The 19,842-nt window shown below is 49.3% G+C and carries 17 protein-coding genes and 1 other annotated feature; of the genes, 5 read left to right on the top strand and 12 right to left on the bottom strand.

The window, feature by feature from the left end:
* Window positions 1-2: 2 nt before the first annotated feature.
* The 12 genes from ATH33_RS02200 to hemA all read right to left on the bottom strand — a co-directional run bounded on the left by ATH33_RS02200 (window position 3) and on the right by hemA (window position 15,241).
* Window positions 3-1,307, bottom strand: a complete 1,305-nt coding sequence (locus ATH33_RS02200; RefSeq protein ID WP_170151218.1) for a bifunctional folylpolyglutamate synthase/dihydrofolate synthase — start codon at window positions 1,305-1,307, stop codon at window positions 3-5.
* 159 nt (window positions 1,308-1,466) lie between these two features.
* Window positions 1,467-4,106 carry a valine--tRNA ligase gene (locus ATH33_RS02195; RefSeq protein ID WP_037993525.1) on the bottom strand — a complete coding sequence of 880 codons (2,640 nt, stop codon included), beginning with the start codon at window positions 4,104-4,106 and terminating at the stop codon, window positions 1,467-1,469.
* Between the two features lie 52 nt (window positions 4,107-4,158).
* Window positions 4,159-4,390 (bottom strand) — a binding site (T-box leader).
* Between the two features lie 120 nt (window positions 4,391-4,510).
* Window positions 4,511-4,672 (bottom strand): hypothetical protein, encoded by a 162-nt coding sequence (locus ATH33_RS13485; protein ID WP_156097702.1) that lies wholly within the window; start codon window positions 4,670-4,672, stop codon window positions 4,511-4,513.
* 236 nt (window positions 4,673-4,908) lie between these two features.
* Window positions 4,909-5,928, bottom strand: coding sequence for a phosphotransferase (locus ATH33_RS02190; protein WP_170151217.1), 1,020 nt, complete (start codon window positions 5,926-5,928; stop codon window positions 4,909-4,911).
* 115 nt (window positions 5,929-6,043) lie between these two features.
* On the bottom strand, window positions 6,044-7,273 hold the full coding sequence (locus ATH33_RS02185) for a LysM peptidoglycan-binding domain-containing protein (RefSeq protein ID WP_121874004.1): 1,230 nt from the start codon (window positions 7,271-7,273) through the stop codon (window positions 6,044-6,046).
* A gap of 235 nt (window positions 7,274-7,508) precedes the next feature.
* Window positions 7,509-8,801: a glutamate-1-semialdehyde 2,1-aminomutase gene (gene hemL, locus ATH33_RS02180; RefSeq protein WP_037993531.1), complete on the bottom strand. Its 1,293-nt coding sequence runs from the start codon at window positions 8,799-8,801 to the stop codon at window positions 7,509-7,511.
* 129 nt (window positions 8,802-8,930) lie between these two features.
* Complete coding sequence (gene hemB / locus ATH33_RS02175) at window positions 8,931-9,902, bottom strand: porphobilinogen synthase (protein WP_255359655.1); 972 nt, start codon at window positions 9,900-9,902, stop codon at window positions 8,931-8,933.
* Between the two features lie 25 nt (window positions 9,903-9,927).
* Complete coding sequence (gene cobA / locus ATH33_RS02170; RefSeq protein WP_121874003.1) at window positions 9,928-11,445, bottom strand: uroporphyrinogen-III C-methyltransferase; 1,518 nt, start codon at window positions 11,443-11,445, stop codon at window positions 9,928-9,930.
* Window positions 11,442-12,368, bottom strand: coding sequence for a hydroxymethylbilane synthase (hemC, locus tag ATH33_RS02165; protein ID WP_037993535.1), 927 nt, complete (start codon window positions 12,366-12,368; stop codon window positions 11,442-11,444). Before hemC ends, cobA begins: the two co-directional genes overlap by 4 nt.
* Entirely contained in the window at window positions 12,305-13,036 is a 732-nt protein-coding gene (locus tag ATH33_RS02160) for a precorrin-2 dehydrogenase/sirohydrochlorin ferrochelatase family protein (protein WP_121874002.1), read from the bottom strand. Before ATH33_RS02160 ends, hemC begins: the two co-directional genes overlap by 64 nt.
* Before the next feature lie 22 nt (window positions 13,037-13,058).
* A complete protein-coding gene (locus ATH33_RS02155) occupies window positions 13,059-13,880 on the bottom strand; it encodes a cytochrome C assembly family protein (RefSeq protein ID WP_121874001.1) in 822 nt (273 codons plus the stop codon).
* 14 nt (window positions 13,881-13,894) lie between these two features.
* Window positions 13,895-15,241, bottom strand: coding sequence for a glutamyl-tRNA reductase (hemA, locus tag ATH33_RS02150; RefSeq protein ID WP_037993539.1), 1,347 nt, complete (start codon window positions 15,239-15,241; stop codon window positions 13,895-13,897).
* A 171-nt stretch (window positions 15,242-15,412) separates the two neighbouring features.
* Between hemA and ATH33_RS02145 the strand changes: the two genes are divergently transcribed.
* The 5 genes from ATH33_RS02145 to map all read left to right on the top strand — a co-directional run bounded on the left by ATH33_RS02145 (window position 15,413) and on the right by map (window position 19,801).
* A complete protein-coding gene (locus tag ATH33_RS02145) occupies window positions 15,413-16,462 on the top strand; it encodes an ABC transporter substrate-binding protein (protein ID WP_121874000.1) in 1,050 nt (349 codons plus the stop codon).
* On the top strand, window positions 16,459-17,232 hold the full coding sequence (locus tag ATH33_RS02140; protein WP_037993542.1) for an ABC transporter ATP-binding protein: 774 nt from the start codon (window positions 16,459-16,461) through the stop codon (window positions 17,230-17,232). The genes ATH33_RS02145 and ATH33_RS02140 overlap by 4 nt, the downstream gene beginning before the upstream one ends.
* Window positions 17,229-18,074 carry an ABC transporter permease gene (locus ATH33_RS02135; RefSeq protein ID WP_049719894.1) on the top strand — a complete coding sequence of 282 codons (846 nt, stop codon included), beginning with the start codon at window positions 17,229-17,231 and terminating at the stop codon, window positions 18,072-18,074. The genes ATH33_RS02140 and ATH33_RS02135 overlap by 4 nt, the downstream gene beginning before the upstream one ends.
* Before the next feature lie 184 nt (window positions 18,075-18,258).
* On the top strand, window positions 18,259-18,729 hold the full coding sequence (locus ATH33_RS02130) for a hypothetical protein (protein WP_037993544.1): 471 nt from the start codon (window positions 18,259-18,261) through the stop codon (window positions 18,727-18,729).
* 304 nt (window positions 18,730-19,033) lie between these two features.
* Window positions 19,034-19,801, top strand: a complete 768-nt coding sequence (gene map / locus ATH33_RS02125) for a type I methionyl aminopeptidase (RefSeq protein WP_037993546.1) — start codon at window positions 19,034-19,036, stop codon at window positions 19,799-19,801.
* The last annotated feature ends 41 nt before the right edge of the window (window positions 19,802-19,842 follow it).

The following is a 19,842-nucleotide window of genomic DNA, read 5'->3' as shown; positions in this document are numbered from 1 at the left end:
CTTCATGTAAGTCCCTGTCTTCCCCCATGGTTCATCAATAACGGCCGCACTGCAGAAACCAAATACAGCGATCCGGCCACAATGCCTAAATCATCATCATCCAATTGGTTCAGGAATACGTGAAGTGCATCTTGTTCTCCTTGGACGGGCACCACATTTAAATCCGGATTGATTTCTTTCAACATGCGAGCCAGTTCCTCCGCCTCAAGGGAACGAGCATGCTCCTCAAGCGAGGTTGTCACAACAAAGTCAGCTGTTTGCGCAAGGTGCTCCAACATTTCCCTGACCGGTTTGTCTTTCATCATGGCAATCATAAAACCGATTCGGCGATAACGGGATCCATATTTTTTTATGGTTTGAACCAGCGCCTTGATCCCCTCTGTATTGTGAGCGCCGTCCAGTCGGATGTGCGGCTGGTCACCCGCTTTTTCCAACCGGCCCGGCCACGCTGTTTTTTTCAATCCGTTGATGTAATGCTCCGGCTCGATGACCGTTGCATAATTTTGGCGCAAAATTTCCAACGTCATCAATGCCGTTGCCGCATTTTGCAACTGATGATCCCCGGCCAGCGGGAGCGAAAGATTTTCCAGCTCGCGATACACATTTTGAAACGTGAATCTTTGTTCATCCAGACCCTGATGATGTGCGATGACAGAAAAATCTTCATTATACATATATAATCGGGAATGTTTGTCTTTGGCAACACGTTTGATGACGGACAGTGCTTCTTCTTTTTCGCTGCCGCATATCACAGGCACTCCGGGTTTGATAATCCCCGCTTTTTCCGTTGCGATCTCTTCCAACGTTTCGCCCAGCCACTTTTTGTGATCATAACCGATTTCGGTGATCACGGATACCAACGGGTACACCACATTGGTGGAGTCAAATCGTCCTCCCATCCCGGTTTCCCACACCACAAACCAAGGGCAGGCTTCTTTTGCAAAATAACATAATGATACCAAAGTCCAAAATTCAAAATGAGACGGGGCCCCCGGCCCTTCTTCCGCCATTTTTTCGATCAGCGGCTTTAATTCATTGACCCAGCGAACAAAAGAAGATTCATCCATCGGTTGTCCGTCAAATTGAATTCGTTCATGCCATGAAAGGACATAAGGAGAAACAAACATCCCCACCGAAAAACCGGCTTCTTTTAGTACCGATGCAATCATGGCAGCAGTTGAACCTTTCCCGTTGGTACCTGCAATATGAATAAATTTCAACCTACGTTCAGGATGATCCAACCGCTCCAGCATCCATTCCATGCGTTCCAGTCCCGGTTGAATGGTTTTGGCACATGTTTGTTCCATCCAAGCAAATACTTCTTGAGCTGTTTCGAATTGAGTCATTCTCCCTCAGCTTCTTTCCAAAACTATTTTAATTAATAAGAATACATTCACTTTGTCCATTTTGCCTGTTATCCGGCCATCCGTCAATATGAAACGGGGAGGGGAGAACCCTCCCCTTTGTCATCCTTCCATTTCCTTCAAACGGGCGAGCACTTTCTCTCGTTTTTCTTTATACTCTTCACCTTTTTTCCGTTCTTTCCCGACCACTTCAGCGGGTGCTTTGGAAACAAAGCCGGGGTTTGCCAGTTTTTTCTCCACTCTTTCCACTTCGGCATTTAATTTTTTCAATTCGGCTTTCAGACGGGCAATGGTTTGTTCCACATCCACCATTCCGGCAAGCGGCAAGAATATCTCGGCGCCGGTCACCACATCCGTCATGGATTTTTGCGGCCGTTTGAGACCGGAATCAATCGTTAACCGGTCGACACCGCACAATTTTTTAATCGCCGATTCGTGCTTCCGGATGGTTTCTTCCATGTCACCGTCCGGACGGATCAAAAGCTCGATTTGCCGTTTGGCCGGAACGTCCATTTCCGCCCGGATATTGCGCACCGACCGGATGATTTCAATCAACACCCGCATCTGCCGAACCGCTTGCGCGGATTCGAACTGTTCATCTTCCACCGGCCACGGGGCGATCATAATGCTTTCGCCTTTCACCGGCAAATGCTGCCAAATTTCTTCCGTGATGAACGGCATCATGGGATGCAACAATTTGAGGGATTGGTCCAGAACATGAACCAACACAGACCGGGTGACTCTTTTCGCCTCTTCATCTTCACCGTAAAGAGGAAGTTTGGCAAACTCGATATACCAATCACAAAACTCATCCCAAATAAAGTTGTACAGCACCCGTCCCGCTTCTCCAAAATCAAAACGATTCAAGAGCCTGGTCACATCCCGGACCGTTTCGTTCAGGCGATGCAGAATCCACTGGTCGGCCGTTGAAAACGGGCCGGTCAAGGAAAGATCATCTTCTTCGACTCCCTCCAGGTGCATCAGGGCGAAACGGGAAGCGTTCCAGATTTTGTTCGCAAAGTTTCTTGCCGCTTCCACGCGTTCAAAGCGGAAACGCTGATCATTTCCCGGCGTGCAACCGGTCGACAACATGTACCGCATGGCATCGGCACCGTATTGGTCAATCACTTCCATCGGATCGATCCCGTTCCCGAGCGACTTGGACATTTTCCGACCTTCCGCGTCCCGGACCAAGCCGGTGAACAGGACATTTTTAAACGGAATGTCATCAGTGAATTCCAGTGCCAAAAAGATCATGCGGGCAACCCAGAAGTAAATGATATCATATCCCGTCAATAAAACATCCGTCGGATAGTACCGTTTTAAGTCCCCGGTTTCTTCCGGCCACCCCAATGTGGAAAACGGCCAGAGTCCGGAACTGAACCATGTATCCAGGACGTCTTCATCCTGCTTTAACTGATCGCTTCCGCAATGCGGGCAAGTCTTTGGTTCCTCACGTGCCACCGTCATCTCACTGCATTGGCCGCAGTACCATGCCGGAATCCGGTGTCCCCACCACAGTTGCCGCGAAATGCACCAATCCCGCACATTTTCGATCCAGTTGAAATAGATCTTTTCAAAACGTTCTGGTACAAAACGGACGCCTTCGCCTTTTTTCTGAGCCTGAATCGCCCGTTGTGCGAGCGGCTTCATGGCCACAAACCATTGGGTGGAAAGATACGGTTCCACCACCGCGCCCGAACGTTCGCTGTGCCCGACCGAATGCACATGTTCTTCCACCCGGATCAGGTACCCTTCGTTCTCCAGATCTTTGACGACTTGTTTGCGGCAGTCAAACCGGTCCATGCCTTGGTACTTGCCGGCATTTTCGTTCATTTTCCCGGATTCATCCATCACCAAAATCCGTGGCAGTTCGTGGCGATTGCCCACTTCAAAGTCATTCGGGTCATGGGCCGGCGTGATTTTGACAACCCCGGTCCCAAATTCCTGATCCACATATTCATCGGCAATCACCGGAATTTTGCGTCCGGTAAGCGGCAGAACCACTTCCTTGCCGATCAAATGTTGGTAGCGCTCGTCATCCGGGTGAACCGCCAATGCCGTGTCCCCGAGCATCGTTTCCGGTCGGGTGGTGGCCACTTGCACCGATCCGGAACCGTCTGCCAGCGGATACCGGATGTGATACAAGGCGCCTTGCACCTCTTTGTGAATCACTTCAATGTCCGACAGGGCCGTCTTGGCAACCGGATCCCAGTTGATAATGTATTCCCCGCGGTAAATCAGGCCTTTTTCGTACAACTTGACAAACACTTCTTTGACCGCTTCCGAAAGCCCTTCATCCAGCGTAAAGCGCTCCCGGCTGTAGTCCAACGACAACCCCATTTTCCGCCATTGATTGGCGATGTTTTTGGAATACTCATCCTTCCACCGCCATACAACGTCCAAAAACTTTTCCCGTCCCAGCTCATGGCGGCTGACTCCTTCTTCCCGGAGTTTCGCTTCCACACGGGATTGAGTGGCAATTCCCGCGTGATCCATCCCCGGCAACCACAATGCATCATATCCCTGCATCCGTTTAAAACGGATCAAAATATCTTGTAAGGTGTTGTTCAAGGCATGGCCGATGTGCAAATTCCCCGTTACGTTCGGCGGCGGAATCACAATGGTGAACGGTTCTTTATCCGGGTCTTCTCCCGCTTGAAAATACCCGCCTTTCATCCAATAATCATACCATTTGGATTCTGCCTGTTTCGGGTCATACGTTTTTGGCATCGTCGACATTTTATCAACCTCCTGCTCGCCTTTCTTCCGAAAATAAAAAAAACCTTCGCCAACAAAGGACGAAAGGTCTTTTCGCGGTACCACCTTTATTCACTAATTAAAAAATTAGTGCACTCTGACCAGATAACGGCTGGAACCGGGTTATCTTACACGGTTTCGTCAACCTTTCAGACAACCTGCTCAAGAGCGACGTTCAACGGTTAAATGCAGAAGAAACCTTTCAGCCAAGGGTTTCTCTCTCTGACTGCTTTAATCCGTCTACTCTTCTCCGTCTTCGCATTTCCCATTCACATCAGATATTGACTATTATATTACACGTTTTCCAACTTTGCGTCAAACTATACCCCATTTGAATAAAAAACGGCGATATCGCCGTTTCAAAAAGACAAATCCATGATTCCCTTTTATGAACGGACGCCAAACGTTTGTTTAATAAATTCATACATCGCCTGGGGATCAGCCAAAAAAGCCAAAAGCAACACTGTGCACAACAACAGGATACTGAGAAAAGTTAAGAACAACACACCTTTGTAAGTTTTTTTCACGATCATTTTAACTGCTCTCAAGTGAATAAACCCCTTCCTGTCAGCATCCGAAGTCTTTTCATTGTAACATATTCCTATTCTCCACATTTTGTACGTATCTGTCCAGCATCCGAAACAAATTCCTTCGCTTTTAAACGATTGTATCTTAAATCGGTCTTCCATGAGATGCAAATGACTGATAATAAGTTTATCATCAAAAGAGCGCTTGAATAGTGACAAAAAACAAAAAACCGGGAGATCCCGGATTTATTCTTCGTTTATCTGCGTATTTCTTTATTTGCCTTTCCTTTTTTTCTGTTCGTCCACAACCGGCGAACCAAAACCTTGTTTTTTTCATACCGGGCCATCTCTTTTTCCAAGCGTGAAACTGCTTCGGGCTCATCATTTAAAAGCTTGGGATCATGATAATAAATCCGGAGAGTCTTTAGAAGCCGTTCCGGATAGGACAAATATAATCCGAGCAGCTTTTTTTCCTTGGGCCGGAGGGGGCAAATCTCTTCATAGGCCTGAATCAGTGCCGAAGGCGAATTTTTCGGATCGGACGGATCACTGAGGCGTTCCACCGCCAGTGCCAGGTCACGCACCGGCGAATCCACCCCGGCATGGTCAAAATCAATAAAATAAAAGTTTTCTTGATCCGCGACAATGTTGCTTGGATGAATGCGGATGTGGCAAAGGGCGTAACGCGGGGGAGCACCATCTTCCGATTCCAGATAGCGCTTCATGCCCCGGATCGCAAACGAGAGCGATTGGTCCAGCTGTTTGAAGATTTGCTCTGCCGACTGATCAAAGGGGGACGGAAATTCCCTTGCGCGGATTTGTTCCTGGTAACTTTTCAAATCCCGCCGTTTCTCCTCCCACTCGTCGATCAACCGTTCGTCCGTTTTTCCCGCCAATTCCGGATAATCTTTCAAGACCGGCTCCGAAAAGCGATGCAAATGCGCCAATCCCATGACCACATCCTGTGCGGATACTTCGTCCGCCCCTTTTTCTTTCCACGGAACCGCATACCAACAGCTTGTACGGGTGCGTACGACGGGCTCACCTTCCGGGGTCAACTCCCAAGGCAACGTGTGCACAAACCCCTGATGGTTCATTTTTTCCAAAATCCGGTGAAGCAGCATCAATTTTTCATATGAGGCCCCCGATCTTTTCAGCCCCAATTCCCGGTCCGGCAACGTCACTTTGAAGACCCGCCCGTCTCCTTCCACCCGGACCGGTTGCCAACCATACTGGTCACAAGCCATTTTCCATTCATCATTACGGGTGAAATCCAATCCACATCCTCCTCTCCCCACTCCAAACGAATACCGAAAACCGGTTTGGAAATTCTTCATCGGCACAAGAAAATGAATTTCCCGGGCTTTTCGGGTTTTCTTGTTTTTTCCGGCACTAAGCTTCCCTTTTTTCGTGCGATTCGGTCGGTTTTACGGGGACTTGCAAGATTTGCCCGGGCTCCAGCCGGTCCGTTGTCAACCGGTTTTTATTCACAATCTCGTCGGCAGACACCTCATACTTGCCAGCCACCTGGTCAATGGTCTCATCTTCTTGCACGATCACCATTTTGATCGGAACAAAATGTTCTTCCTTTCCATGAACCAACCAGCGGATCCACTCGGCCTTGCTCCGGGCTTCACCAGATTCATCCCTTTCTTCCCCGTCAGCAGAATCTTCCGTAGTGCCTTCCTCTTCTACAGTGCCTTCCTCTTCGGCAAGAACCGGTTCCGGTGTGTCATCTTCCTGTTTCGGCACCTCCACCTTCTCTTGGACAGGGTGTTCCTCTTCCGCTGTTTCGGCGGGGATCAAATCTTCCTCCGGTTTCAATTCCATTTGCTTGGATTTTTGTCTTTCATACCAGAAATCTTTGGGTGACAGTTTAATTTCCTGTACAACCTCTTTGCTTTCTTTCTCTTCCGGTTCTTTTTCCGGTTGTGCCAGCTCGTGCAAAGCCGGTTCCGAAACTTCTTTCGTCTCCTTTACTTCCTCCTTGGCTTTTTCTTCTCTTACATCCTCAGCCTTTCTTTCGCCGGTTTCACGGGCCGGTTCCTCTTCCTGTGCTTGCCGCTGTGCAACAGCCTCCGAAGGATCCTCCTCTTTCTCTGCCGCCTCCTTGTTCCCGTCTTCCCCGGCAATGGTTAAAGGTTGAGCCGTCGATCCGGAGAAAACCGGATATTTTTGCACATTTTCCCCGCTTTGCTCTTCTTCCTCATGGCTGCTTTCGGGAAGCAAACCGTCAATCATTAAAATCGCTTCAATCTTCAATTCAAATGGAGACAGGACTTCATAATCAAATGTCTCCACTTCCGCGGAAATCCGGGACTGCTCTGCTCTGTCGGCAGGAAGCGTGATTTCCACCGGAATCACATAAGCCAGTTCATTGGTTTCTTCCTCCACTCTCCCGTTATGTAAGGCCCCGCTTTCCTCTTCAGCGGTTTGTTCTTCCCCTACATAAACGCCGTTTAAACGCAAATAACCTTGGATTTTTAAATGTTGACCCTCGTCTTTTATCTCTACGTCCGGATATAAGTCCAGTTCCAGGAGGGTATCGATTCCCGGTTGTTGCGGATGTAAACGCACCTTCTCCGAAATGTCGAAGCGAAGCTGAGTGAATTGATCTTCCATTTGATTCCCTCCTTTTGAGGATTTTCTTCACCAAACGACATCACAGTACCCGTCGTTTGGGATATTAGTAAACTATATGCAATTCCTTTCCGGTTATAACCGGTTCTTTTGGACAGGAGGTTGAAAAAACAAAAAAAGAGACGTCAATTCTTCTGCAACTGCCGTCTCTTCACGGTTCAATGTTTTTTCAAAAACAAAGGCTGCCGGCCTCATTCCGGCAGCCTTGGGATCATATTCATTTGGACAGTTTTTTCAGTGCACGCCGGTTTGCTTCGATGGTGCGCTCAATGTCCGATTCGCTGTGGGCCATCGAGACAAACATGCCCTCGAATTGGGAAGGCGCCAACAAAATCCCTTCTTCCAGCATGTTTTTGTAGTACGAAGCAAACAAACCGGTATCGGACGATTTGGCCTGTTCATAGCTGGTCACTTTTTCATCGGTAAAGAAGAGACAAACCATGGAACCGACCCGGTTGATATGATGCGGCACGCCGGCTTCTTCAGCATTTTGTTTCATTCCTTCTTCCAACATGGCCCCTTTCTTCTCCAGCTCCTCATAAGCTTGCGGGGTCATGGCTTCCAAGGTGGCCGTACCGGCTGCCATGGCCAACGGGTTTCCGGACAAAGTGCCGGCTTGGTAAACCGGGCCGACCGGAGCAATCATCTCCATGATCTCGCGTTTGCCGCCGAAAGCCCCCACCGGCAAACCGCCGCCGATCACTTTCCCCATGGTGGTCAGATCGGGCATGACGTTATAACGCCCTTGGGCGGAGTAATAATCCACGCGGAAGCCGGTCATCACTTCGTCAAAAATCAGGACGGTTCCATATTGTTCGGTGATTTCCCGGATTCCTTCCAAAAAGCCGGGCTGAGGCGGAACCACGCCCATATTGCCCGCAACCGGTTCGACAATCACCGCGGCAATCTCTTCGCCGAATTTTTCAAAAGCCAGCCGGACACTGTCCAAATCATTATACGGAACGGTTAACGTCGATTGGGCCAAATCCATCGGAACACCGGGGCTGTCCGGAAGCCCGAGCGTGGCCACCCCGGAACCTGCTTTAATCAACAAACTGTCCGAGTGCCCGTGATAACTTCCTTCAAACTTCAAGATTTTCGTCCTTTTGGTATAAGCGCGTGCCAAGCGGATGGCGCTCATCGTGGCTTCGGTTCCGGAATTGACCATGCGCACGATATCCACGGAAGGCATCCGCTCGGTAACCATCTTGGCCATTTTCGTTTCCAGTTCCGTCGGCGCCCCGAAACTGGTTCCTTTTTCTGCCGTTTCTTTCACTTTCCTGACAACATCGGGATGGGCATGTCCCAAGATGAGCGGCCCCCAGGAACAAATATAGTCGATGTACCGGTTCCCGTCGACATCCGTCACCACGGAACCTTGCCCTTGTTCAATAAAAATCGGGTTCATATCCACCGATTTAAAAGCGCGAACCGGGCTGTTGACACCGCCTGGGATCACTTTCACCGCTTCCTGGTAATCGGCAACGGATCGTTCAAAAGAAAGACGCATAACGGACCCACCTTTTTTCATGTTCTTGAGCGATATGTAAAAGCGCTGTCTGTATTGTAACGCAAAACCCGCATCCGGCAAATCAACCAGCCGGATGGACCGGCTGGTTGAAACCCGGCATGCGAAAAATCATTCTTTCAGCCAACGGGCCAAATCTTTGGCATGATAAGTAATGATCAAATCCGCACCGGCACGTTTAAATGCCAGCATGCTTTCCATCACCACTTCTTTTTCATTGATCCAACCGTTGATGGCCGCCGCTTTGACCATGGAATACTCCCCGCTTACATTATAAGCCACCACCGGCAGATCAAAACGTTCACGAACCCGTTGCAGCACATCCAAATAAGCCAATCCCGGTTTTACAATGAGCAGATCGGCGCCTTCTGCCACGTCGGATGCGGCTTCACGCATGGCTTCCCGAATATTGGCCGGATCCATCTGGTAAGAACGCCGGTCCCCGAATCCCGGAGCCGATTGTGCCGCATCACGGAACGGTCCGTAGTAACCGGAAGCATACTTGACGGCATAGGACATGATTGGCACGTTTTCAAATCCGGCTTTGTCCAGCCCTTCACGAATGGCATAAACAAACCCGTCCATCATATTGGAAGGAGCAATCATATCCGCTCCCGCCTCGGCTTGCGAAACGGCCGTGGAAACCAACCGTTCCAGGGACGGATCGTTTAGCACCTGCCCGTTTTCCACCACTCCGCAATGGCCGTGGGAAGTATATTCACACAAGCAGGTATCTGCAATCACATACAGGGACGGGTATTCTTTTTTCAGATACCGGATCGCTTCCTGGACAATCCCGTGCTCATCATCAGCTTGAGATCCGCATTCATCCTTATGTGCCGGAATGCCAAAAACCAAAACCGAACGGATTCCAAGTTTCACCACTTCATCCATTTCCTCGTGAAGACGGTCCAAAGAATATTGATAAACGCCCGGCATGGAGGGGACTTCCTGTTTGATCCCCGTTCCTTCGATAACAAAAAACGGATAAATCAAATCATCGATTTTTAAATGTGTTTCTCTCACCAGAGACCGGATGTTTTCATTCATGCGCAAACGGCGATGACGAATAAATGAAGCCACTGATTTCATCCTCCTTCTAACAACCTTATGGCAACTGCTTCAATACTTCCACCAATCCTTCAATGGTGTACTCTTTGGCAATGCCGTCCACTTTCAATCCCAATTCCCCGGCCGTTTGAGCCGTAATCGGGCCGATGCAGACAATGTGCACCCCTTTTAGTAATGAAGGCACATCTTTTTCCACCGTTTGCAGGGACCGGACAAAGTTCCGGACCGTGGAAGGACTTGTGAAAGTAATCACATGAATCGTTCCTTCCCGTAACCCCTCAACGATTTCACTCACATTTCCAGTTTCTGTCTCCGTGTCATATGCATCGGCATCGGTCACTTCACAACCCATCTCAGCCAGCTTGACCGCTAAAATTTTGCGGGCGATGTTGGCACGGGGCAATAAGATTTTTTCTCCCGCTTTGACTTGGTGGCGAAGACTTTCAATCAACCCTTCCGCCTGGTATTCTTCGGGAATCACGTCAACGAGCAACCCTTTTTCCCACAAGGCTTCTGCCGTTTTCGGGCCGATGGCGGCGATCTTCGCTTTGCCCATTTGACGGATATCGATCTTTAACTCGCGCAGTCGCGAAAAGAAAAATTTCACCCCGTTGACACTGGTAAAGATAATCCAATCATACTCATGAAGGTGGCGGAGGGACTGATCGAGAAATGCCTGGCGTTTCGGACGGGTGATTTTGATCACCGGAAACTCCAGCGATTCTCCTCCCAATTCATGAATCTTCTCCGACAAGCTTTGGCTTTGCTCACGCGCCCGGGTAACTAAAACCCGTTTGCCAAACAATGGTTTTTGTTCAAACCATGCCAGCTTTTCACGCAGGCGGACCACTTCCCCGACCACAATCACCGCCGGCGGGCGGAATTTTCGTTCTTCCGCCTTTTCAACAATATCCTCCAGCGTGCCGGTCAAAGTTTCCTGTTCCATTTTGGTTCCCCAACGGATCAAAGCCACCGGCGTATCGCCGGATCTTCCGTATTTTCTCAACCGTTCAACGATATAGGGAAGATTTTTGACCCCCATCAAAAAAACCTGGGTTTCGGTTGCTTTGGCCAGGGAAGCAAAAGAAACGGAGGGTTCATTTTTTTCTTTCCGTTCATACCCGGTGACTACCGAAAACGATGCATTCATATCCCGATGGGTGACCGGAATCCCTGCATAAGCCGGAACGGCAATGGCAGAGGTGATGCCGGGGATCACTTCAAAAGGAATGCCTTCTTCCACGCAACGTTCGGCCTCTTCCCCACCGCGTCCGAAAACAAAAGGATCCCCGCCTTTCAGCCGGACCACCGTCAATCCTTGTTTGGCCTTTTCAACCAGCAGATCATTGATCTCTTCCTGGGTGTGTGTATGATGGTCGGATGATTTTCCCACATAAATCCGTTCGACATTCTCTTTTGCATGATTCAAAAGCTGGGGGTTGGCCAACCGGTCATAAATGATCACATCCGCTTTTTTCAGCGCCTTTAATCCCTTGACGGTGATCAGGCCCGGATCCCAGGGACCCGCTCCAACCAGATAAACCATACCGGTCATATCTTAAGCCCCTCCCGCACGGTTTCCAACAGACGACCGGCCCCTTCTTCTTTTAAAGATGCCGCCAAATCTTTTCCGAGCTTTTCGGGATCTTTCCCACGGATGCTTTTTTTGATCACGTCTTGTCCCCCGGGATCGGCAACCAGACCGGTCAAATGAATTTCATCTTGATCCAATACAGCATGAGCCGCAATCGGCAAATGGCATCCGCCTTGAAAAGCATGCAAAAAAGACCGTTCGGCAGAAACGGCTTTGTTCGTTTCCTCATGATTTAACCGCTGTAAAACAGACAAAAGCTCTTCATCATCCGCACGGCACTGGACAGCCAAAGCCCCTTGCCCGACCGCCGGCAGCATGACATCCGCGGTTAACTCCTGGCAAATTTTGTTTTCCCAGTCCATCCTTTTCAATCCGGAAGTCGCCAAAATAATGGCATCAAACTGGCCTTCTTGCATCTTGCGGATTCGCGTTTGCAAATTGCCCCGCACCGGTTCCACTTTCAAATCCGGACGATAAGCCAGAATTTGCGCCTGGCGCCTCAAACTGCTGGTTCCCACCACCGCTCCGGACGGGAGTTCATCCAATGTTCTTCCGTCGATGGATAACAGGGCATCTGTCGGTGTTTCCCTTACCGGAACCGCCCCGATCACCAATCCCGGAGGCATTTCAGAAGGCATGTCTTTCATGCTGTGTACGGCAAAATCAATTTTCCCATCCAACAAAGCTTGTTCAATTTCTTTTACAAACAATCCTTTGCCGCCCACTTTGGACAAGGTGACATTTAAAATGCGATCGCCTTTAGTTACAATTTTTTTCACCCGGATATCCAATCCCGGTTCCAATTCCTTCAAGTGTTCCATCACCCAATGGGTTTGTGTAAGTGCCAACTCACTTCGTCTTGTTCCTGCCACAAGCGTCCGCATGCCACAGACCCTCCTTTCTCCTTCGCTCCGCTTAAAATCATGTTTTCCAACCATTCCGCCATTTCACGGTGAACCCCGTCCGGATTTCGGCGGCAAGCTTCAATCCACCGGTCCGATGCCAATTCTTTGTACAGCTGGTACCGGATCCGTTTCTCCGTGACTTGGACTTGAATTTTCTGCCGCATCTCTTGCACCAGGTCCAAATAAAGCTCATATTCCTCGCCATAGGCATCTTCCAGTTCGCGGCGGATTTTCTTGGCCACGGACGGGCTTGCCCCTTGCGTGGAAATGGCGATTTGCAGTTTCCCCCGTGTCAATACCGCAGGGATCGTAAAATTGCAAAGCCCGGGCTGATCAACAACGTTAATCCATTGATCGCGCATCTTTGCATGACAATAAACAGTCCGGTTGACACCCGGATCATCGGTGGCGGCAACCACCAAAAATTGGCCTGCACCATCCTCTTGTTGGTAAGGCCGGGCGAACCATTCCACTTTTCTGGAAAGCGCCCAATATTTGATCATGGGCGTGATTGCCGGACTCACCACTTTGACATGAGCCCCGGCATCGATCAACGTCTTCACTTTGCGCCCGGCCACTTTTCCTCCTCCCACCACCAAACAGGGCTTTCCTCTCAGATCAATCATCATGGCATAGGGTTGTCTCATCTTTGTCGTGCTCCTTCCGCTCTCAGAACCATTGATGAAAGGAAACACCTGTCCGGGTAATGAAATAATTCAGCAAGATGGATAAAAAAGAAAGCGAACTCCACCAAGCCAGGCGCCGGCCGGTCAACCGGGTGCGCGTCCATTGCCAGATGATCCAGCCGTACAAAATCATTACCCAAAACGTTCCCCATAATTTCGGATCCAACCAAAGCCGGTTGCCAACCGTTTGGTAACCATAAATGATACCTAATAACACGGAAATTAGCAAGAAAACGGCACCGGCGACAACCGACCAAACGGAAAATGACTCCAACCGGTCCAAGCTGGGCAAGATGCGCAACAAACGATTCCACTTTTTCTCTTTCAGCAAATGATTGCTGACCAGATAAAGCCCTCCGCTGATACAGGCCAGCGAAAATGCGGCATAGGACATCATTGCGATGGTCACATGAATGAAAACCAGCTCCGTCAACAACAAATATTCAAAAGCTGCGGATTGATGACGAACAAAAAACAGATTCAACACCAAAACGACAAACCCCATCAGATTGGCCAGGAAATAATAAACCGGCATGCGATAGACCAGATGCATGACCAGTGTAAAACTGACCAAAATCCATGAGTAAATAAAAAAAGCATCAATCCAAAACGGCAGTTGTTTGGGCCACCAGTTAAGAACCACCAGGATGAAAACTGCCGTTTGGATCAACCATACAATCCCCAAGAACAAATACGATATCTTCTCGGAGCGCCTGTTTCGGTGCAACAGATCAGCAAAAGAAAACAAGATGCTGAACGCATATAAATAAATGATGAAGTCATAAATCCAACGCTCCGCAAACATCAAGGTTTCCTCCTTTAAATGCGGGCCCAAGCCTCTTGACCAAGCGCTGGATTTTTCACTTCCACTTTGGCCGGTTCTTCCTCATCTTCCTGTTTTAAAAGCTCTTCCAAAGCAAACAAATAAACAAACATTTCCTGTGCTGCTTCTTTTTGTGGCGTGGTGGCCAGTTCCTTCAGGCGGACAATCGGATCACGCATCATTTGGTTCACAATGCTCTTGGTATGTTTGCGAATGACCCGTTTTTCCCGCTCGGTCATCTCCGGCAACTTCCGTTCGATTTTGTTCACGGCATCTTCCTGAATGGACAGCGCTTTTTCCCTGAGCGCCGAGATCAGGGGAACCACACCCAAAGTGTCCAGCCATGTGTTAAATTCCCGAACCTCTTCCTCAATCCAGCCCTTGATTTTTTCGGCTTCTTTCTGCCTGAGGGACATGTTGGATTCAGCAATTTCACGTAAATCATCAATGTCATATAAAAACACGGACTCCAGCCCGGCAATGGACGGTTCGATGTCCCGGGGCACGGCGATATCGATCAAGAAAAGCGGGGACCGGCGGCTTTTTAAAACCGGTTCCACCATGGAACGGGTCAAGACCGGCTCCTTGGCTCCGGTGGAACTGACCACGATATCCGCTTCTTTCAGGCAAGCAATCAAATCTTCCCATGGCCTTGCTTCCCCGTGAAACTTTCCGGCCAGCTCCTCCGCTTTCGAAAAGGTCCGGTTGACAACTTGTACACGCTTTGCCCCGTTGGAATAAAAATGTTTCGCCGTCAATTCACTCATTTCCCCCGCACCGACCAAAAGAATCGTTTTATCCTCAAAGGAGTCAAACATTTTCTTGCCCAATTCCACAGCAACATAACTGACGGATACGGCATTTTGTCCGATCTCGGTTTCTGAATGAACGCGTTTTCCAAACGTGACGGCCTGTTTAAACAATGTATTGAATAACGTTCCGGTTGTTTTGCTTTCCATCGCTGTGAAAAAGGCTTGTTTCACCTGTCCCAGGATTTGGGTTTCGCCCAGCACCAAGGAATTCATGCCGCAAACGACATGAAACAAATGCCGGACGGCATCTTCGTTCTTTTTCACATAAAGGTAATCGCAAAACTCTTCTTTGGGGATACGAAACCAGTTCTCAATAAAAGTTTTGGCGTAATATTCACCGGTGTGGAGCTGGTCACAAACCACATAAAGCTCCATACGGTTACAAGTGCTCAAGATCACGCATTCCATAATGCTTTTCATATCCCGCAACGTTCTTAAAGCATAATCCAAGCGGTCTTCCGAAAAGGCAAGCCTTTCCCTCAATTCAACCGGAGCTGTCTCGTGATTCAGTCCAATGGTCAGTATATGCATGTTGCTCTTCACCTCGAATCCCAACACTGGGCACAAATCTGCGATGAATCAAACTTCATTATAACATACTGTTGTAATCCCCGGAAAAACGGGTGTGAACACATTTTGAAGCCACCGGAATCCCATTGAACAAATATTGGCAATCTTATTATATAATGGAAATATAGATCCATGCCTAATTTAAATGAGGTGATCGACTTGAAAAGGTCTGTCAAGCGGCTTCCTAGTATCCTGCTCGTTCTTTCTCTTGTCTTTTTGTCAACGGCATGCACATCTTCCTCTGACAATAAATCCAACATCCGGCTGGTCGAGGTGACTCATTCCATCTTTTACGCACCGCAGTATGTGGCCTTAAGCCAAGGCTTTTTCGAACAAGAAGGATTGTCGGTTGAACTGGTCAACGGAAACGGCGGGGACAAAACCATGACCACCCTCCTGGCCGGGGAATCCGATATCGTTCTGGTCGGCGTGGAAGCCGGCATCTATGTCACCGCCCGTTCCCGTTCCGATACGGTCAAAGCCTTTGCACAACTCACCCAAACCGACGGATCGTTTTTGGTATCCCGCAAACCCGTCCCGCAATTTGATTGGCAAATGTTAAAAGGCCAATCGTTGTTGGGGCAACGGCGGGGCGGCATGCCGGAAATGGTCAGTGAATATGTACAACGGAAAAATCAATTGATCCCCCATCAAGATGTGCGAATCATCCAAAATGTCGATTATCAAAATTTGGGAAATGCGTTTTTGGCCGGAACCGGCGATTTTGCCCAACTGTTTGAACCCGTTGCTTCCAAAATCGAAGCCGAAGGCAAAGGATACATCGTCGCATCGTTTGGAAAAGAAAGCGGCCGTCTCCCCTACACCTGTTACTTGGCGAAAGAGAAGTGGCTCCGCGAAAATCCGGATATTGCCCAAAAATTTGTCCGGGCCGTGTACAAAGGACAAATCTGGGTGAAGAACCACTCCCCCGAAGAAATTGCCTCCGCCATCCAAAGTTATTTTCCCGATACCGACCGCTCCATCTTGATTCGTGTAATCAAACGCTATAAAGATCAGGATTCTTATGCAGACAATCCCGTCATCGATCCGGATGAATACGGGCATTTCCTCCGGATTATGTCCCAAGCCGGCGAATTGCCCAAAAACGTCCCTTATGAACAACTGATCGATCCTCACATCAGCCAAAAAATTGTGGATGAACTCAAAGGGGGGACACCATGAAACCCACACCGGCCATCCAGTTTCAGAACGTGACGCATACCTTCTTCAGCAAAGAAGAAGAAGTCACCGCCATCCGGGACATCAATTTCACCGTCGAACAAGGAGAAACCCTGGTTTTAGTCGGTCCCAGCGGGTGCGGAAAAAGCACTATCCTCTCGCTTCTGGCCGGCATTTACAAACAGACGTCGGGGCAAATTCGGTTGTTCGGCAAAGAAGGGAAAACCCATGCAGCCAAATACACCGGTTACATGCTGCAAAAGGACGGATTGCTGGAATGGCGCACCGTCCTCAAAAACATGATTTTGGGCTTGGAATTCCGGAAACAAAACACGCCCGAGCGCATTGAGTACGCCCTTCATCTGCTCAAACAAATGGGTCTGGAACATACATCCCATCAATATCCGTCCCAATTGTCCGGCGGCATGCGGCAACGGGTGGCGCTGGTCCGCACATTAGCCGTCAATCCGGAAATCCTGCTGTTGGATGAACCCTTTTCGGCTCTGGATATTCAAAACAAAATCGCTTTGGAAGACTTGTTGATGGATGTCATGAAACGACACAAGAAAACTGCTGTCCTTGTGACCCATGACCTGGAAGAAGCCCTGGCGGTGGGCGACCGGATATTGGTGATGGGCGGACGTCCCGGAACCATTCAAAAAACGATGGTCGTTCCGGAAGAAATCCGCGCTTTGTCTGCGCTCAAATCCCGCAGCCATCCTGTTTTTCGCCGGCTGTTTGAACAGTTGTGGCAGGAGGTGGAACAACCATGAGCTTCTTTTCATGGAAAAAGTGGTTGACCAAGGGGGCCAAGAGCCCCTCACATGCCGATTTCCTGCGCCGGTTGCGGCTCCGGCAAATCGGGGTTTGGTTCTTGCGCTTCCTGATCCTGGTCGGTTTTGTCTTTGCATGGGAATGGGGGGCCCGGGCCGGTTGGATTGACTCCTTTTTATTCAGCAGTCCTTCGCTCATGATGAAGCAAGCGGCCGAATTGGCCCGTTCCGGGGAATTATATGCCCATATCGCAATCACATCGATGGAAACCATCGCCGGCTTTTTGATCGGCACCCTATCCGGGGTCATCCTGGCCACCATTATATGGGCTTCGCCGTTTTTATCCCGTGTTCTGGACCCCTATCTGGTCGTTTTAAACAGCATGCCGAAAGTGTCGCTCGGCCCCCTGTTCATTGTTTCGTTTGGTTCCGGCTTCATCTCCATTCTGGCCATGGGAATCGCCATCACCGTGATCATTACGACCATCGTCATTTACACCAGTTTTCAAAGTGTGGATTCCAGTTATCTCATTTTGGCCCGTTCGTTTGGGGCCAGCCGCAGCCAAATCTTTTGGAAGATCATCTTTCCCGCCGCCATTCCCGATATGATTGCCGCCTTGAAGGTCAATGTCGGGTTGTCATGGGTGGGGGTCATCGTCGGCGAGTTTTTGGTCTCCAAACAGGGACTCGGTTACTTGATGATTTACGGTTTCCAAGTGTTTAATCTGCATCTTGTGATGTTAAGCCTGATGATCGTGGCGGTCATCGCCACCATCATGTATCAGTTGATCGCGATCATTGAAAAACGGCTCGTTTCTAAAGGACAGCAGCAAAACGGCTAACCAAAGCGTATGTTTTGTCCCGCTTTTATTCAGCCGTTTTCTGCTTCCCAACCCTTTCTTCATTTTTTCTTCACGGCCGGCAGGATAAAACCGGCCGGATCGATAAATCTGTACCTTGCTCCTGCTGAAATTGTGATAAGATGTAAAAGGAAAATTCTACTTATTGACAAAGGGAGAAGGGGTTATGCAAACAAAGATTATCGGTTTTATCATCACACTGGTCGGAATCATCCTTCTGCTTGTCCAAACCGATCTCACTTCTCTTGCTTCCTTGATCACTTGGCCGTTTCTCATATTCTTGTTCAGTGTCCTTTTGCTTTATGTCGGAATCTTGAAGAAAATCAGCACGTTGACCTTATGGGCCGGTTTCGCCGCCACCATCAGTGTCACGGCCTGGGGATTGAAATACGTCAACGGCTGGCCCAAACATTGGAGCATATTGGTTGCTCTTTTCGGATTGGTCGTTTTGTTGCAATTTACCATTAATAAAAGCAAAATCACGGCTTTGGTCGGGGTGATTTTGATATTGACGGGAATTTTTGCATACCCGGGCATCACCGAACTTCCTTTGGTTTCCCCGATCACTTCGGTCTTTCATGCTTATTGGCCCGTCTTGATCGTGATCTTGGGACTGGTTTTTATCTCCAAAAAATAATCCGGTCATGCAAGCGACGTTGGACAAACGTTCCGGAAACCCGGTCTTCATCAGGTCAACCGGAGATTCCCGGCGGACCGTTTACCGGAAATGGGAAGGGCATGATGAATCATCGCCGGCCAAATCCACCGGCCCCGGTGCATGAGGATGGGACAACCGGGGATGCCGGTGGTTTTCTTGCTGAAACCGGTCTGTGAAACCGCCCCTTTCTTATGGGAATTGCAATCCCTCAATGGTTTGTGAATAACTTAATGGTGAAAAACGGTACACATTCCGATGAAGAAAACAAGGGAGAGATCGCGGGATGATTTCATTAAAAAGCCCCCGGGAAATCCGTAAAATGCATGAAGCGGGAAAACTTCTTGCCCAATGTCATCAGCACTTGAAGAAACGGATTCAGCCGGGAGTGACAACACTTGAGATTGACGAATGGGTGGAACAGTTTTTGAAGCAACACGGGGCCACCCCGGAACAAAAAGGATACATGGGCTATCCTTATGCCACCTGTGCTTCGGTCAACGATGAGGTGTGCCACGGTTTTCCCCGGAAAACACCGCTGAAAGAAGGAGACATTGTTTGCATTGATATGGTCGTCAACCTGGACGGCTGGTTGGCCGACTCGGCTTGGTCTTATGCAGTGGGGGAGATTTCCGAAGCGGCCCGAAACTTATTAACCGTCACCAAAGCCGCATTATATAAAGGCATTGAACAAGCCAAACCCGGCAACCGGATCGGGGACATTTCCCATGCCATCCAGTCTTATGCCGAGGAAAACGGAATGTCGGTGGTCCGTTCGTTTATCGGACACGGGATCGGCCGGCGCATTCATGAACTCCCCGAAGTTCCCCATTTCGGCCCGCCCGGCCAGGGGGCCGAATTAAAAGAAGGAATGGTGATCACGATTGAACCCATGCTGAACTTGGGTAACCATTTGGTCAAAATCATGGAGGACGGATGGACGGCCAAAACAGTGGACGGAAGTTTGTCGGCGCAATACGAACACACCGTGGCAATCACCAAAGACGGGCCGCTCATCCTGACCCGGCAACCGGATGAAACCTTTGATTTTTAAGCGAAAGAAAAAGGGCTGTGCGGATCGCGACAGCCCTTTTT

Source organism: Thermoactinomyces vulgaris (assembly GCF_003688725.1).
Classification (GTDB): domain Bacteria; phylum Bacillota; class Bacilli; order Thermoactinomycetales; family Thermoactinomycetaceae; genus Thermoactinomyces; species Thermoactinomyces vulgaris.
Note: the sequence above shows the minus strand (reverse complement) of the source record. Positions and strands in the feature narration are given on the sequence as shown.